The sequence below is a fragment of the Streptomyces sp. CLV115 genome (genome assembly GCF_038448545.1).
Lineage (GTDB): Bacteria > Actinomycetota > Actinomycetes > Streptomycetales > Streptomycetaceae > Streptomyces > Streptomyces sanglieri.
The window spans coordinates 1-16,252 of record NZ_JBCEWQ010000181.1 but is presented as its reverse complement, the minus strand read 5'-3'; the positions used below and the strand labels follow the sequence as shown (position 1 = coordinate 16,252).

The window sequence follows — 16,252 nt, the reverse complement described above, 5'->3', positions numbered from 1 at the left end:
GCCCCCGCCCGCCCCGCAGCCGGAGCGCGAGTCGGCTGCGGCTGGGCAGCCCGCGCCCGCGACTCCGTCTGGTCAGCCTCGCCCTGACGCTCGTCATGCTGGCGTTCGTCGTCCGGCTGCTCCAGGTCCAGGCCGTCGACGCCAGTGCGTACGCAGCCAAGGCCAAGGTGAACCGCTACCTCAGCTACACGATCGCCGCCGAGCGCGGCGAGATCACCGACCGCAGCGGGATCGCCCTGGCCACCAGCGTCGACGCGTACAACATCACCGCCGACCCCTCGATGTTCACGCCCGAGTTCAGCAAGGCCCCCGACGCGCCCCGGCAGGCGGCGGCGCTGCTCGCCCCGATCCTCGGCACCGACGTCACCGAGCTGACCCGGAAGCTGTCCGGGAAGGGCCGCTACGTCGTCCTGGCCCGCCGGCAGACCCCGCAGGTCTGGAATCAGATCAAGGACCTCAAGTCCGTCTTCGCCGAGAAGGCGGGCAAGGACCGGGCGAGCGGCGGCGCCGGAACCAACGTGCTGGCCGGCGTCTTCCAGGAGGCGACCACCAAACGGGTCTACCCCAACGGGGGTCTCGCCGCCGGGATACTGGGTTATGTCAACGCCGACGGCAAGGGCGCGGGCGGCCTCGAATCGCAGCTGGACAAGGAGCTCGCGGGCGAGGACGGCAAGATCCGGTACGCCCAGGCGGGCGGCCGCCGGGTGCCCACCGCGGGCACCGAGGAGGTCCCGGCCGTACCCGGCGCCGACATCGAGCTGACCATCGACCGCGACATCCAGTGGGCCGCCCAGCAGGCCATCAGCGACCAGGTGAAGAAGTCCAGGGCCGACCGCGGCTACGTGGTCGTCCAGAACACCAGGACCGGCGAGGTCCTGGCCATGGCCAACGCCCCCGGGTTCGACCCCAACGACCTCTCGCAGGCCGACGCGGCGTCGCTGGGCAACGCGGCCCTCCAGGACGTCTACGAGCCCGGCTCCACCAGCAAGGTCATGTCCATGGCCGCCGTGCTGGAGGAGGGCGCCGCGACCCCGGGCACCCACGTCACGGTCCCCAACCGGCTGCACCGGGGCGACCGGCTCTTCAAGGACGACATCGACCACCCCACCTGGTACCTGACGCTCAACGGCGTACTCGCCAAGTCCAGCAACATCGGCACCATCCTGGCCACCGGCGAACTGGGAAAGACGCAGGCCGAGGCCAACAAGGTCCTCTACTCCTACCTGCGCAAGTTCGGCATCGGCTCACCGACCGGACTCGGCTACCCGGGCGAGACCCCCGGCATCCTCGCCAAGCCCCAGGACTGGTCGACCTCGCAGCAGTACACGATCCCGTTCGGCCAGGGCCTCTCGCTCAACGCCATGCAGGCCGCCTCCATCTACTCGACGATCGCCAACGACGGAGTCCGCGTCGCACCCACGCTGGTACGCGGCACCAAGGGCGCCGACGGGCGGTTCCAGGCCGCCGAACCGCCCGAGCGGACCAGGGTGGTCAGCGCGAAGACCGCCAAAACGCTCGCCGCGATGCTGGAGTCGGTGGTCGGCGACGAGGAGGGCACCGGCACGAAGGCCAAGATCCCGGGCTACCGGGTGGCGGGCAAGACCGGTACGGCCAACCGGGTCGACCCGGTGCGCGGCGGCTACCACGGCTACACCGCCTCCTTCGCGGGCTTCGCGCCCGCCGACAAACCGCAGATCACCGTCTACTGCGCGATCCAGAACCCGACCAAGGGCAGCTACTTCGGCGGCCAGATCTGCGGACCGATCTACAAGCAGGTCATGGAGTTCGCGCTCAAGACCCTCCAGACCCCACCGTCCGGCAGCGGCTCAGCCCGGCTGCCGGTGTCCTTCAAGCCCGGCGAGTGAACTCGGGGAAACCATCCAGTGACAACCATCACGCCCGATCCCGGGAACCGGAACGGGAACCACCAGAACCCCGGCCCCTCACTTCGCGAGAGGCCGGGTGCGCCCGGTACGCTCACCGCCGTGCCCCACGCTGATCAGTCCCAAACCACCCAGAAGGCCGCCCCTGTGAATTACCCGGGAGCGCCCCGCCCGGACCGGATCGGGCCCACCGCGCTCGGCGAACTGGCAGCCCGGCTGGGCGTAGAGCCGCCGGGATCCGGCGAGGTCACCGGCATCACCCACGACTCCCGGGCGGTACGCCCCGGCGATGTCTACGCGGCCCTGCCGGGCGCCCGCTTCCACGGCGCCGACTTCGCGGCCCAGGCCGCCGGTCTCGGCGCGACGGCGATCCTCACCGACCCGGCGGGTGCCGAGCGCGCCGCCGCCACCGGGCTTCCGGTGCTGGTCACCGAGGACCCGCGCGGCCGGATGGGCGAGCTCGCCGCCGAGATCTACGGACGGCCCGGCGCCGACCTCCTCCAGATCGGCATCACCGGAACGTCCGGCAAGACCACCACCGCCTACCTCGTCGAGGGCGGCTTCCGCGGCGCCGGGCGCGCCACCGGGCTCATCGGGACGGTGGAGATGCGGATCGGCGACGAGCGCATCAAGTCCGAGCGCACCACCCCCGAGGCCACCGATCTGCAGGCCCTGTTCGCCGTCATGCGCGAACGCGGCGTCGACTCGGTGACCATGGAGGTCTCCAGCCACGCCCTGGTGCTCGGCCGGGTCGACGGCTGCGTCTTCGACGTCGCGGTCTTCAACAACCTCAGCCCGGAACACATGGAGTTCCACTCCGGGATGGAGGACTACTTCCAGGCCAAGGCGCAGCTCTTCACCCCGGCCCGCAGCCGGCAGGGCGTCGTCAACCACGACGACGAGTACGGCCGCAGGCTGATCACCGAGGCGTCCGTCCCGGTCGTCACCTTCTCCGCCGAGGGCCACCCGGACGCCGACTGGCGCGCCGAGGACGTCGAACTCGGGCCGCTCGGCTCGACCTTCACCGTCATCGGCCCCAAGGACGAGCGGATCGCGGCCAGGGCGCCGCTGCCCGGCCCGTTCAACGTCGCCAACACCCTCGCCGCGATCGTGACGCTCGCCGTCGCGGGCATCGATCCGCAGACCGCCGCCGACGGCGTCGCGGCCGTCCCCGGCGTCCCCGGCCGGCTGGAGCGCGTCGACGCCGGACAGCCCTACCTCGCGGTCGTCGACTACGCGCACAAGACCGACGCCGTCGAATCCGTGCTGCGTTCCCTGCGGACCGTCACCGAGGGCAAGGTGCACATCGTCCTCGGCTGCGGCGGCGACCGCGACACGACCAAGCGCGGCCCGATGGGCGCGGCGGCCGCCCGCCTCGCCGACACCGCCGTACTGACCTCCGACAACCCCCGTTCCGAGGACCCCCTCGGAATCCTCGCCGCCATGCTCGCGGGCGCCGCAGAAGTGCCCGTCCACGAGCGGGGCGACGTCCTGGTCGACGCCGACCGGGCCGCCGCCATCGCCGCCGCCGTCGCCCGCGCCGAGCCCGGTGACACCGTGCTGATCGCCGGCAAGGGCCACGAGCAGGGCCAGGACATCCACGGCGTGGTACGCCCCTTCGACGACCGCGTGGTCCTGCGCGCGGCCATCGAGCGGTCCCTGGGGCACGAGCGCACCGAGAGCGCCGGCCACCGCGCCCACACCCACGAGAACAACAGTCAGGGATGACCAAGTGATCGCCCTTTCCCTCGCCGAGATCGCCGAAATCGTCGGCGGGCAGTCGCACGACATACCCGATCCGGCAGCAACCGTCAGCGGGCCGGTCGTCATCGACTCCCGAAAGGTGACGCAGGGCAGCCTGTTCGTCGCCTTCGCCGGTGAGCGGGTCGACGGCCACGACTACGCGCAGCGCGCCGTCGAGGCGGGCGCGGCAGCCGTGCTGGCCGCCCGCCCCGTCGGCGTTCCGGCGATCGTCGTCGACGACGTCGTGGCCGCACTCGGCGCGCTCGCCCGCACCGTCGTGGGCCGCCTAGGCACCACCGTCGTCGCCCTCACCGGCTCGGCGGGCAAGACCTCCACCAAGGACCTCATCGCCCAGCTGCTCGAACGCAAGGGGCCCACCGTCTACCCGGCGGGCAACCTCAACAACGAGATCGGCCTGCCGCTCACCGCGCTGCGCGCCACCGAGGACACCCGCCACCTCGTCCTCGAAATGGGTGCACGCTACATCGGCGACATCCGTTACCTCACCGGCCTCGTCCCGCCCCGGATCGGCCTGGTCCTCAACGTCGGCACCGCCCACATCGGCGAGTTCGGCGGCCGCGAGCAGATCGCCCAGGCCAAGGGCGAGATGGTCGAGTCGCTGCCCGAGGACGGCCTCGCCGTGCTCAACGCCGACGACCCGCTCGTCCGCGCCATGTCCTCCCGCACGAAGGCCCGGGTGCTGTTCTTCGGTGAAGCCGCGGATGCGGACGTACGGGGCGAGAAGGTCCGTCTCACCGACGACGGACGCCCCGCTTTCCGGCTCCACACACCCACCGGGTGCAGCGACGTGACCATGCGCCTGTACGGTGAGCACCACGTGTCGAACGCGCTCGCCGCGGCCGCCGTCGCCCATGAGTTGGGCCTGTCCGCAGACGAGATCGCCGAAGGGCTCTCCGAGGCGGGCACCCTCTCCCGCTGGCGCATGGAGGTCACCGAGCGTCCGGACGGCGTGACGTTCGTCAATGACGCCTACAACGCGAACCCCGAATCCATGAAAGCCGCGCTGCGCGCGCTGGCCGCCATGGGGAAGGGCCGGCGTACGTGGGCGGTGCTCGGCCAGATGGCCGAGCTCGGCGACGCCTCGCTCGCCGAGCACGACGCGGTCGGACGGCTCGCCGTCCGGCTCAACGTCAGCAAGCTCGTCGCGGTCGGGGGCAGAGAAGCCTCCTGGCTGCAACTGGGCGCATACAACGAGGGTTCGTGGGGTGAGGAGTCGGTGCACGTGTCCGACGCACAGGCCGCGGTCGACCTGTTGCGCAGTGAACTGCGCCCGGGAGACGTCGTGCTGGTGAAGGCGTCCCGGTCGGTCGGCCTGGAGCAGGTCGCCATGGCACTGCTGGAGAACGCGTCCGAGGGCGAGGTCGCCGGCCGATGAGGCAGATCCTCTTCGCGGGGGCCATCGGGCTCTTCCTGACCCTGGTCGGAACTCCGCTGCTGATCAAGCTGCTCGCCCGCAAGGGATACGGGCAGTTCATCCGGGACGACGGCCCGCGTACCCACGGGTCCAAGAAGGGCACGCCCACCATGGGCGGCATTGCCTTCATCCTGGCGACGATCATCGCGTACGTCGCGGCGAAGCTGATCACCGGCGAGGAGATGCGATTCTCCGGCGTGCTGGTGCTCTTCCTGATGGCCGGAATGGGCCTCGTGGGCTTCCTCGACGACTACATCAAGATCGTCAAGCAGCGTTCGCTGGGCCTGCGGGCCAAGGCGAAGATGGCGGGCCAGCTGATCGTGGGCATCGCCTTCGCGGTGCTCTCGCTCCAGTTCGCCGACGCCCGCGGCAACACCCCGGCCTCCGACCGGCTGTCGTTCGTCGCGGACTTCGGCTGGTCGATCGGCCCGGTGCTGTTCGTCGTCTGGGCACTGTTCATGATCCTCGCCATGTCCAACGGCGTGAACCTGACGGACGGTCTGGACGGCCTGGCCACCGGCGCGTCGGTGATGGTCTTCGGCGCGTACACCTTCATCGGGCTGTGGCAGTTCCAGGAGTCCTGCGCCAACGCGAAGACCCTGACCAACCCCAACGCCTGCTTCCAGGTACGGGATCCGCTCGACCTCGCGGTCGTCGCCTCGGCGTTGATGGGTGCCTGCTTCGGCTTCCTGTGGTGGAACACCTCGCCCGCCAAGATCTTCATGGGCGACACCGGCTCGCTCGCCCTCGGCGGAGCCCTCGCCGGTCTGGCGATCTGCTCCCGCACCGAGTTCCTGATGGCCATCCTCGGCGGCCTCTTCGTGATGATCACCATGTCCGTGGTCATCCAGGTCGGATCCTTCAAGATGACCGGCAAGCGGGTCTTCCGGATGGCGCCGCTCCAGCACCACTTCGAACTCAAGGGGTGGTCCGAAGTCCTTGTCGTGGTCCGCTTCTGGATCATCCAGGGCATGTGCGTGATCGTCGGACTCGGACTCTTCTACGCGGGATGGGCAGCCGAGAAGTGAGCAACCAGGACTGGCAGGGCAAGCACGTCACCGTCGCGGGACTCGGAGTCTCCGGAATCCCGGCGGCCAAGGTGCTGCACGGCCTCGGGGCCGTCGTCACCGTGGTCAACGACGGGGACGACGAGCGTTCCCGCACGCAGGCCGCCGAGCTGGAGGCGCAGGGCATCGCCGTGCGCCTCGGCGACGGGGCGACCCTGCCCGAGTCCACCGAGCTCATCGTCACCGCCCCGGGCTGGCAGCCCGACAAGCCGCTCTTCGCCGCAGCCGCCGAGGCGGGCGTCCCCGTCTGGGGCGACGTCGAACTCGCCTGGCGGCTGCGGGGCCCGGGCGCGGCCCCCTGGCTCGCGGTCACCGGTACCAACGGCAAGACCACGACCGTACGGATGCTCGCCTCGATCCTGGAGGCGGCGGGGCTGCGCACCGCCGCGGTCGGCAACATCGGCGTCTCCCTCCTGGACGCCGTCCTCGGCGACGAGGAGTACGACGTACTCGCCGTCGAGCTGTCCAGCTACCAGCTGCACTGGGCACCCTCGCTGCGCGCCCACTCCGCCGCCGTCCTCAACCTGGCCCCCGACCACCTCGACTGGCACGGCTCCATGGCGGCGTACGTCGCGGACAAGGGCCGGATCTACGAGGGCAACCGCGTCGCCTGCGTCTATAACGCGGCCGACCCGGCGACCGAGGACCTGGTCCGCGAGGCCGACGTCGAGGAGGGCTGCCGGGCCATCGGCTTCACCCTGAACACGCCTGGCCCGTCCCAGCTGGGCGTCGTCGACGGCATCCTCGTCGACCGCGCCTTCGTGGCGAACCGGCAGAAGCAGGCCCAGGAGCTGGCCGAGGTCAAGGACATCGACCCGCCCGCCCCGCACAACGTCGCCAACGCCCTCGCGGCCGCGGCCCTGGCCCGCGCCTTCGGCGTCGAGCCCGCGGCCGTACGCGACGGACTGCGGGCCTTCCGCCCCGACCCGCACCGCATCGAGCACGTCGGATTCGTCGACGGGGTCGCGTACGTCGACGACTCCAAGGCCACCAACACCCATGCCGCCGAGGCCTCGCTGGCGGCCTACGACCCGATCGTCTGGATCGCCGGCGGCCTCGCCAAGGGGGCCACCTTCGACGAGCTGGTGACCGGGGCCGCCGGACGGCTGCGGGGCGCCGTGCTGATCGGCCGGGACCGGGAACTGATCCGGGAAGCCCTCACGCGACACGCCCCCGAGGTCCCGGTGGTCGACCTCGACCGGACCGACACTGGGGCGATGTCCGAGGCGGTCCGCGAGGCGGCACGGCTCGCCCGGCCGGGAGACACCGTACTGATGGCCCCGGCCTGCGCCTCGATGGACATGTTCGTCAATTACAACAAGCGGGGCGAGGCGTTCGCGGACGCGGTCCGCGCACTCGCTGCCGAGAGCGCCTGACGGGCCCGGCCTCCGCGCACGAGCAGTGGAGGGGACAGCGAAGATGCCGGCCGAAGAGAGCTCTGCCGGGCCCCGTGGGGGCCGCTCACGGGCCACCGCGGCGATCAGCCGGGCACTCGCCCCACCACTGCTCGCGGGGGCGGCAGCAGGCGCCCCCGCGGCGCTCGGCCCCGCCCTCAGGGTCCGCTCGGTCACCGGCTCCCGGCGCCCCTCGGCGCCCCGCTCCAAGGGCCGCTCGACCGGCGGCCCCCGCGCGCCCCGTTCCCCCCGCGCGCGGATGCGGGGGATGTACGAGCGGGTGCGCCGGGCCTGGGACCGCCCGCTGACCGCGTACTACCTGATCCTGGGGGCCGGGCTGCTGATCACGGTGCTCGGCCTGGTGATGGTCTACTCCGCGTCGATGATCAAAGCCCTGGAACTCGACAAACCGGGCACCTACTTCTTCCGCAAGCAGTTCCTGGCCGCCGTCATCGGCGCCGGACTGATGGCGCTCGCCGCCCGGATGCCCGCCAAGCTGCACCGGGCGCTCGCCTATCCGCTGCTCATGGGCACCGTCTTCCTGATGGTGCTGGTCCAGGTGCCGGGGATAGGGATGTCGGTCAACGGCAACCGGAACTGGCTCTACCTGGGCGGGCCCTTCCAGCTCCAGCCCAGCGAGTTCGGCAAACTCGCCCTGATCCTGTGGGGCGCGGACCTGCTCGCCCGCAAACAGGACAAAAGGCTGCTGACCCAGTGGAAGCACCTGCTCGTCCCGCTGGTCCCGGTCGCCTTCATGCTCCTCGGGCTGATCATGCTCGGCGGCGACATGGGAACTGCGATCATTCTCACCGCGATCCTGTTCGGACTGCTCTGGCTGGCGGGGGCGCCCACCCGGCTCTTCGGCGGGGTGCTCGGCTTCGCCGCACTGATCGCCTTCGTGCTGATCAAGACCAGCCCGAACCGGATGTCCAGGCTCGCCTGCATCGGTGCCAGCGAGCCCGGGCCAGGGGACTCCTGCTGGCAGGCGGTGCACGGCATCTATGCTCTGGCGTCCGGCGGATGGTTCGGTTCCGGGCTCGGTGCGAGTGTGGAAAAATGGGGCCAACTACCTGAACCGCACACCGACTTCATCTTCGCCATCACCGGGGAGGAACTGGGGTTGGCGGGGACGCTGTCGGTACTCGCCCTCTTCGCGGCTCTAGGCTATGCGGGTATCCGCGTGGCCGGACGCACGGAGGACCCCTTCGTGAGGTACGCCGCGGGAGGCGTGACCACCTGGATCACGGTGCAGGCCGTGATCAACATCGGTGCGGTGCTCGGCCTGCTGCCGATCGCCGGAGTCCCGCTCCCGCTGTTCTCCTACGGAGGATCGGCCCTGCTGCCGACCATGTTCGCCGTCGGGCTGCTGATCGCGTTCGCGCGAGAGGACCCCGCGGCGAAGGCTGCCCTGGCCATGCGGAGGCCCGGGGTGAGATGGAAGACGATGAGACGGCGCGTCAAGAAGCGTCCGTCCGGAGAGCGGTGAATTTCGGTGCATGTCGTACTCGCCGGTGGGGGGACCGCCGGCCACATCGAGCCCGCGCTTGCCCTCGCGGACGCCCTGCGCAGGCAGGACCCGACCGTGGGAATCACTGCCCTCGGCACGGAGCGCGGACTCGAGACCAGGCTCGTACCCGAGCGGGGGTACGAACTCGCCCTGATCCCGGCCGTGCCGCTGCCGCGCAAGCCCACCCCGGAACTGATCACCGTCCCGGGACGGCTGCGCGGCACCATCAAGGCCGCCGAGCAGATCCTGGAACGCACCAAGGCGGACTGCGTCGTCGGCTTCGGCGGCTACGTGGCCCTGCCCGGCTACCTCGCCGCCAAGCGGGCCGGGGTGCCGATCGTCGTCCACGAGGCCAACGCCCGGCCGGGCCTGGCCAACAAGATCGGCTCGCGGTACGCCCACGGCGTCGCCGTCTCCACCCCCGACAGCAAGCTGCGCGGCGCCCGCTACATCGGCATCCCGCTGCGCCGCACCATCGCCACCCTGGACCGGGCCCGGGTCCGCCCCGAGGCGCGTGCCGCCTTCGGCCTCGACCCCAACCTGCCGACGCTGCTGGTCTCCGGCGGCTCGCAGGGCGCCCGCCACCTCAACGAGGTGGTCCAGCGCGTCGCGCCGCTGCTCCAGCGCTCCGGAATCCAGATCCTCCATGTGGTCGGCCCGAAGAACGAATTGCCGCGCGTCGACAACATGCCCGGGATGCCGCCCTACATCCCGGTACCGTACGTGGACCGGATGGATCTCGCGTACGCCGCGGCCGACATGATGCTCTGCCGCGCCGGCGCGATGACCGTCGCCGAACTCTCCGCCGTCGGGCTCCCCGCCGCCTACGTACCGCTGCCCATCGGCAACGGCGAACAGCGGCTCAACGCCCAGCCGGTGGTCAACGCCGGCGGCGGGCTGCTGGTGGACGACGCGGCGCTCACCCCCGAGTGGGTGCAGGGCAACGTCCTCCCGGTGCTCGCGGATCCGCACCGGCTGTACGAGATGTCCCGGGCTGCCGCCGAGTTCGGCCGCCGGGACGCCGACGACCTGCTCGTCGGCATGGTGTACGAGGCGATTGCCGCACGCCGAGGCGCGTGAGGCGGACGGGTCCGGGGGCGGTGCTCCCGGACCCGGCATAAGGAGCGAGCGTGGCCGGACCGACGACCGCCCAGCGCGGGAGAACGCAGCAGGAGGACTCCCCGGCCCGCCCGCCGCGTCCGCGCCCCCCGAAACGCCGACTGCCCAGCCGCAGAACGCTGATCGTGTCCGGCGTGCTCGTGCTGCTGCTCGCCTCCGGCGCCGTCTGGGCGCTCTACGGCTCCTCCTGGCTCCGTGCCGAGCAGGTCACGACCACCGGCGTCGACGTGCTGACGGCGGCCGAGGTGGAGGCCGCTGCGGAGGTCCCGATCGGGGCTCCGCTGATCTCCGTCGACACCGACGCCGTCGCGGCCCGATTGCGCCAGAAGTTGCCTCGTATCGACTCCGTGGATGTCGTACGGTCGTGGCCGCACGGAATCGGACTTAAGGTGACGGAACGACAGCCGGTCCTGTTGGTCAAAAAGGGCGCAAAGTTCATTGAAGTGGACGCGAAAGGCGTTCATTTCGCAACGGTGGACAAATCGCCCGGTCGCGTACCTCTGCTGGAACTGAAGCCTGATCAGTCCGCGAGTCTGCGCCGATTCGGCAGTGCCCGGCTGGTGCGGGAAGCGGTCCGGGTCGCGGGCGAACTTCCGGGCGTCGTGGCCAAGGACACCGAGGTCGTGCGGGTCACCTCGTACGACTCGATTTCCTTGCGGCTCACCCGGGGGCGCACGGTGATCTGGGGCAGCGGCGAAGGGGGTCCGGTGAAGGCGAAAGTCCTCACCGCTCTCATGAAAGCCGCTCCCAAAGCGGGACACTTCGACGTGAGTGCACCCACGGCCCCTTCCGTGTCGGGTAGTTGACGCACATTTGGCCTGGCCAGCACCCTGGTTGGTCAGCGCTACGGGTGATCACATAGGGTGAAAAGAAAAACGGGAGGTTCGGCGTGTTCGTTGAACGTGCGCCACTTGTCGACTTAGTGTCCTGTTCGGAAGAGTCCATGAAGCAGACACACTGGTAACCCTAAACTTCAACGTTAGGGTTTGGGTCGGCGTTTCGGACCGTCCCAATCGGCATCCGTCGTCGCGGCGGGACTACCGCGAAGCGACGACACGTAACTCGAGGCGAGAGGCCTTCGACGTGGCAGCACCGCAGAACTACCTCGCAGTCATCAAGGTCATCGGTGTCGGCGGCGGTGGTGTCAATGCCATCAACCGAATGATCGAGGTCGGTCTCAAGGGCGTCGAGTTCATCGCGATCAACACTGATGCGCAAGCCCTGTTGATGAGCGACGCCGACGTCAAGCTCGACGTCGGCCGCGAACTCACCCGCGGCGTTGGCGCCGGCGCCAACCCGGCAGTCGGTCGCAAGGCGGCAGAGGACCACCGTGAGGAGATCGAGGAGGTCCTCAAGGGGGCCGACATGGTCTTCGTCACCGCCGGAGAAGGCGGCGGCACCGGCACCGGCGGCGCACCCGTCGTCGCCAACATCGCGCGCTCGCTCGGCGCCCTGACGATCGGCGTGGTCACCCGCCCGTTCACCTTCGAGGGCCGGCGACGCGCGAACCAGGCGGAGGACGGCATCGCCGAACTCCGCGAAGAGGTCGACACCCTCATCGTCATTCCCAACGACCGGCTGCTGTCCATCTCGGACCGCCAGGTCAGTGTGCTCGACGCGTTCAAGTCGGCCGACCAGGTGCTGCTCTCGGGTGTCCAGGGCATCACCGACCTCATCACCACCCCGGGGCTGATCAACCTCGACTTCGCCGACGTCAAGTCGGTCATGTCCGAGGCCGGATCGGCGCTCATGGGCATCGGATCGGCCCGCGGCGACGACCGCGCGGTGGCCGCCGCGGAGATGGCGATCTCCTCGCCGCTCCTGGAGGCGTCCATCGACGGCGCCCGCGGTGTCCTGCTCTCCATCTCCGGCGGCAGCGACCTCGGTCTCTTCGAGATCAACGAGGCCGCCCAGCTGGTGAGCGAGGCGGCGCACCCCGAGGCGAACATCATCTTCGGTGCGGTCATCGACGACGCGCTGGGCGACGAGGTACGGGTCACCGTGATCGCCGCGGGCTTCGACGGCGGACAGCCGCCGGCCCGCCGCGAGAACGTCCTGGGCGCCAACTCCGCCAAGCGCGACGAGCCCGCCGCACCGGTCCGGACCCCGGAGCCCGTGCGTCAGGCCGGTGGACTGGGCTCCGTGCCCATCCGCGAGGAGGCGCCGGTGCAGTCGGATCCCGTACCGGTGGCGAGCGAGACCCACCTGCCGCCGGTCGCCCAGCCGCACGTTCCGACGGCCCGTCCGTACCAGGACTCCCAGGCCGAAGAGCTGGATGTCCCGGACTTCTTGAAGTGATAGCTCAGCACCACGCACTGTCCTCGACGGGCGGCGCGCACTTCGCCTTCACCGACCGGTGGGGCGGAGTGAGCGCCGCTCCGTACGAGGAGCTCAACCTCGGCGGCGCGGTCGGTGACGACCCCGCCGCCGTTCTGGCCAATCGCGAGCGCGCCGCCCGGACCCTCGGTCTGGATCCGGCGCGGGTCGTCTGGATGAACCAGGTGCACGGGCGGGACGTCGCGGTCGTCGACGGGCCCTGGCGAGACGCTTCGCGGATCCCCGCGGTGGACGCGGTGGTGACCGCGCGGCGCGGGCTTCCGCTCGCCGTGCTCACCGCCGACTGCACCCCCGTACTGCTGGCCGACCCGGTCGCCGGGATCGTGGCGGCGGCGCACGCGGGCCGCCCCGGTCTGGTCGCCGGGGTCGTCCCCGCCGTGGTCGAGGCCATGGCCGGGCTCGGCGCCGACATCTCCCGGATCGTCGCCCGTACCGGGCCGGCGGTCTGCGGACGGTGCTACGAAGTCCCGGCCGACATGCGCGCCGAGGTCGCGAGGAGCGTCCCGGCCGCCTGGTCCGAGACCAGCTGGGGCACCCCGGCGGTGGATGTCACCGCGGGGGTCCACGCCCAGCTCAAGGAGCTCGGTGTCGAGGACCGGCAGGCCTCGCCGGTCTGCACCCTCGAATCGGGCGATCACTTCTCGTACCGCCGCGACCGCACCACCGGGCGGCTCGCCGGATATGTCTGGTTGGACTGATAGGGCATGACGGACCGTAAGACCCAACTCGCCGAAAATCTGGCGCGGGTGGAGGAACGCATCGTTTCCGCCTGCGCCGCCGCCGGTCGTGAGCGGGATGAAGTGACGCTCATCGTGGTCACGAAGACCTACCCCGCGAGCGATGTGCGGATTCTGCACGGACTGGGTGTACGTCATGTCGCGGAGAATCGTGACCAGGACGCGGCTCCCAAGGCGGCCGAATGTGCGGATCTGTCGCTCACATGGCACTTTGTCGGTCAATTGCAGACGAATAAGGTTCGTTCTGTGGCGAGTTATGCCGATGTTGTGCAGTCGGTGGACCGGGTCCGACTGGTCACGGCCCTCTCGGCGGCCGCCGAACGCGAAGGGCGCGAACTCGGCTGCCTCATCCAGGTGGCACTCGACGCGGAGAGCGGCGAGCGGGGCGACCGGGGCGGCGTCGCGCCGGACGGGATCGAGGAGTTGGCCGACGCGGTGGAGTCCGCGCCGGGGCTGCGGCTCGGTGGTCTGATGACCGTCGCACCGCTCGCCGGACCGTACGCGGGTCGCCAACGGGCCGCCTTCGACCGGCTGATGGAATTCTCATCCCGCCTGCGCGGGAACCATCCGGCTGCGAACATGGTCTCTGCGGGGATGAGCGCGGACGTCGAGGACGCGGTCGCGGCCGGAGCGACACATGTGCGCGTCGGTACGGCGGTACTCGGAGTCCGACCCGGGCTCGGGTAACGTCGCCAAGCAGGTCGGACCACAGCAGAAAATATGGTCATTCCCGCCTATGGCGGGCAGGCCTCAGTGGATCGCGGGGCACTTGGTGACAGATGCCGATCCACCACAGAGCGGAGGACTCGGAGCATGGCCGGCGCGATGCGCAAGATGGCGGTCTACCTCGGCCTCGTGGAGGACGATGGGTACGACGGTCCGGGGTTCGACCCCGACGACGAATTCGAACCCGAGCCGGAGCCGGAGCGCGACCGGCGGCGGCACCAGCCCGCGCATCAGGTGGAGCGGGAACGGGACCGGGAGCGGGACGAACCGGTACGAGCGGTGCAGCCTCCCGCGCAGCGGGAGCCGGTTCAGATCCCGGCGGAGAGAGAGCGACCCGCCCGAATCGCCCCCGTGGCATCCATCACACCTGAACGTCCGAACATGGAGAAGAACGCACCGGTGATCATGCCCAAGGTCGTGTCCGAGCGGGAGCCCTACCGCATCACCACGCTGCACCCCAGGACCTACAACGAGGCCCGTACCATCGGGGAACACTTCCGTGAGGGCACTCCGGTGATCATGAATCTCACGGAGATGGACGATACGGATGCAAAGCGACTTGTCGACTTTGCTGCAGGGCTCGTCTTCGGTCTCCATGGCAGCATTGAGCGCGTGACGCAGAAGGTGTTCCTGTTGTCGCCTGCTAACGTCGATGTCACGGCGGAGGACAAGGCCCGTATCGCTGAGGGCGGATTCTTCAACCAGAGCTGAGAACACGACACCGGGAACAACCCGGCCGCGAGGCCGGAGCTACGAGAGCCAGGGGAGAGGGAAGCGCGAAATGGGCGTCGCACTGCAGGTTGTCTATATCGCGCTGATGTGTTTCCTCATCGTGCTGATCTTCCGGCTGGTCATGGACTACGTCTTCCAGTTCGCGCGTTCATGGCAGCCCGGCAAGCCGATGGTGGTCATACTTGAGGCCACCTACACTGTCACCGATCCACCGCTCAAGCTTCTGCGGCGGTTCATCCCGCCGCTGCGTCTCGGGGGCGTGGCACTCGACCTGTCCTTCTTCGTTCTGATGATCATCGTCTACATCCTGATCAGCATTGTGATCAGGCTGTGAGCGATACGGTCTTGCCGACTGCCGACGACTACGTAGAGGTGAAGAAGAGATGCCGCTGACTCCTGAGGACGTGCGGAACAAGCAGTTCACGACCGTCCGCCTCCGAGAAGGCTATGACGAGGACGAGGTCGATGCCTTCCTCGACGAGGTCGAGTCCGAGCTGACCCGCCTGCTCCGTGAGAACGAGGACCTGCGCGCGAAGCTGGCCGCCGCCACGCGTGCCGCCGCGCAGAACCAGCAGCAGGGCATGCGCAAGCCGGAGCCGCAGGACCGGCCCGGGGCGCCGGTGCCCGCCGCCATATCGGGTCCGCCGGTCCAGCAGCAGCCCCCGCAGATGGGTCCCCCCCAGCTGCCCGGTGGTGCTCCGCAGCTGCCCGCCGGTCCCAGTGGTCACGGTCCTGGTCCCCAGGGCCAGCACGGCCCCGGTCCGCAGGGCCCGCACGGCCCCGGCCCGATGCAGGGCGGTCCCATGGGTGGCCCGATGGGCGGCCCCATGGGTGGTCACGCCCCGCAGCAGCAGATGCAGCAGATGCAGCAGCCGCAGATGCAGCAGCCCGGTCAGGGCCCCGGTGGCGACAGCGCCGCCCGTGTCCTCTCGCTCGCGCAGCAGACCGCCGACCAGGCGATCGCGGAGGCCCGTTCCGAGGCCAACAAGATCGTCGGCGAGGCGCGCAGCCGCGCCGAGGGCCTGGAGCGCGACGCGCGTGCCAAGGCGGACGCCCTGGAGCGGGACGCGCAGGAGAAGCACCGCGTGGCGATGGGCTCGCTGGAGTCGGCCCGCGCGACGCTGGAGCGCAAGGTCGAGGATCTGCGTGGCTTCGAGCGTGAGTACCGGACCCGCCTGAAGTCCTACCTGGAGAGCCAGCTGCGTCAGCTGGAGACCCAGGCGGACGACTCGCTGGCCCCGCCGCGGACCCCGGCGACCGCTTCGCTGCCGCCGTCGCCCTCGCTGGCTCCGGCCGGTGCGGGCGCCATGGGCCACAGCATGGGCGGCAACCACGGCAACCAGCCGATGGGCGGCAACCCGTCCATGGGCGGTGGGCCCTCGTACGGCGGCCAGCAGCAGATGTCGCCGGCGATGACCCAGCCGATGGCGCCGGTGCGGCCGCAGGCGCCGCAGCCGATGCAGCAGGCTCCCTCGCCGATGCGCGGGTTCCTGATCGACGAGGACGACAACTGAGCCGGGTGCGCGCGGTGAGCGCGTAGCCGTCGGCAGGCTGAGGGCCGGGCCCCGGGGA

At 70.3% G+C, this 16,252-nt stretch carries 14 protein-coding genes; all 14 read left to right on the top strand.

Features of this window, described 5'->3' with window-relative positions; genetic code table 11:
- Positions 1–35: 35 nt before the first annotated feature.
- The 14 genes from AADR41_RS36475 to AADR41_RS36410 all read left to right on the top strand — a co-directional run bounded on the left by AADR41_RS36475 (position 36) and on the right by AADR41_RS36410 (position 16,194).
- Positions 36–1,865, top strand: a complete 1,830-nt coding sequence (locus AADR41_RS36475) for a peptidoglycan D,D-transpeptidase FtsI family protein (protein ID WP_342286293.1) — start codon at positions 36–38, stop codon at positions 1,863–1,865.
- Positions 1,866–1,883: 18 nt separating this feature from the next.
- Entirely contained in the window at positions 1,884–3,611 is a 1,728-nt protein-coding gene (locus AADR41_RS36470; RefSeq protein WP_342286292.1) for a UDP-N-acetylmuramoyl-L-alanyl-D-glutamate--2,6-diaminopimelate ligase, read from the top strand.
- 4 nt (positions 3,612–3,615) lie between these two features.
- A complete protein-coding gene (locus AADR41_RS36465; RefSeq protein WP_342286290.1) occupies positions 3,616–5,022 on the top strand; it encodes a UDP-N-acetylmuramoyl-tripeptide--D-alanyl-D-alanine ligase in 1,407 nt (468 codons plus the stop codon).
- Entirely contained in the window at positions 5,019–6,089 is a 1,071-nt protein-coding gene (gene mraY, locus AADR41_RS36460) for a phospho-N-acetylmuramoyl-pentapeptide-transferase (RefSeq protein WP_326742374.1), read from the top strand. Before AADR41_RS36465 ends, mraY begins: the two co-directional genes overlap by 4 nt.
- A complete protein-coding gene (murD, locus tag AADR41_RS36455; RefSeq protein ID WP_342286287.1) occupies positions 6,071–7,504 on the top strand; it encodes a UDP-N-acetylmuramoyl-L-alanine--D-glutamate ligase in 1,434 nt (477 codons plus the stop codon). Before mraY ends, murD begins: the two co-directional genes overlap by 19 nt.
- A 43-nt stretch (positions 7,505–7,547) precedes the next feature.
- Positions 7,548–9,008 carry a putative lipid II flippase FtsW gene (gene ftsW, locus AADR41_RS36450; protein WP_342286285.1) on the top strand — a complete coding sequence of 487 codons (1,461 nt, stop codon included), beginning with the start codon at positions 7,548–7,550 and terminating at the stop codon, positions 9,006–9,008.
- 6 nt (positions 9,009–9,014) lie between these two features.
- The gene (murG, locus tag AADR41_RS36445) at positions 9,015–10,109 is read left to right on the top strand and encodes an undecaprenyldiphospho-muramoylpentapeptide beta-N-acetylglucosaminyltransferase (RefSeq protein ID WP_124718176.1); all 1,095 of its coding nucleotides are present in this window, start codon (positions 9,015–9,017) and stop codon (positions 10,107–10,109) included.
- Positions 10,110–10,159: 50 nt separating this feature from the next.
- Positions 10,160–10,954 carry a cell division protein FtsQ/DivIB gene (locus AADR41_RS36440; protein WP_342286282.1) on the top strand — a complete coding sequence of 265 codons (795 nt, stop codon included), beginning with the start codon at positions 10,160–10,162 and terminating at the stop codon, positions 10,952–10,954.
- Between the two features lie 277 nt (positions 10,955–11,231).
- Positions 11,232–12,446 carry a cell division protein FtsZ gene (gene ftsZ / locus AADR41_RS36435; protein ID WP_342286281.1) on the top strand — a complete coding sequence of 405 codons (1,215 nt, stop codon included), beginning with the start codon at positions 11,232–11,234 and terminating at the stop codon, positions 12,444–12,446.
- Positions 12,443–13,183: a peptidoglycan editing factor PgeF gene (pgeF, locus tag AADR41_RS36430; RefSeq protein WP_342286279.1), complete on the top strand. Its 741-nt coding sequence runs from the start codon at positions 12,443–12,445 to the stop codon at positions 13,181–13,183. Before ftsZ ends, pgeF begins: the two co-directional genes overlap by 4 nt.
- Positions 13,184–13,189: 6 nt before the next feature.
- Complete coding sequence (locus AADR41_RS36425) at positions 13,190–13,909, top strand: YggS family pyridoxal phosphate-dependent enzyme (protein WP_342286277.1); 720 nt, start codon at positions 13,190–13,192, stop codon at positions 13,907–13,909.
- A 126-nt stretch (positions 13,910–14,035) separates the two neighbouring features.
- Positions 14,036–14,659, top strand: a complete 624-nt coding sequence (locus AADR41_RS36420; protein WP_342286275.1) for a cell division protein SepF — start codon at positions 14,036–14,038, stop codon at positions 14,657–14,659.
- A gap of 70 nt (positions 14,660–14,729) precedes the next feature.
- A complete protein-coding gene (locus AADR41_RS36415; protein WP_072483208.1) occupies positions 14,730–15,014 on the top strand; it encodes a YggT family protein in 285 nt (94 codons plus the stop codon).
- 49 nt (positions 15,015–15,063) lie between these two features.
- Positions 15,064–16,194: a DivIVA domain-containing protein gene (locus tag AADR41_RS36410; protein WP_189540850.1), complete on the top strand. Its 1,131-nt coding sequence runs from the start codon at positions 15,064–15,066 to the stop codon at positions 16,192–16,194.
- Positions 16,195–16,252: the final 58 nt, after the last annotated feature.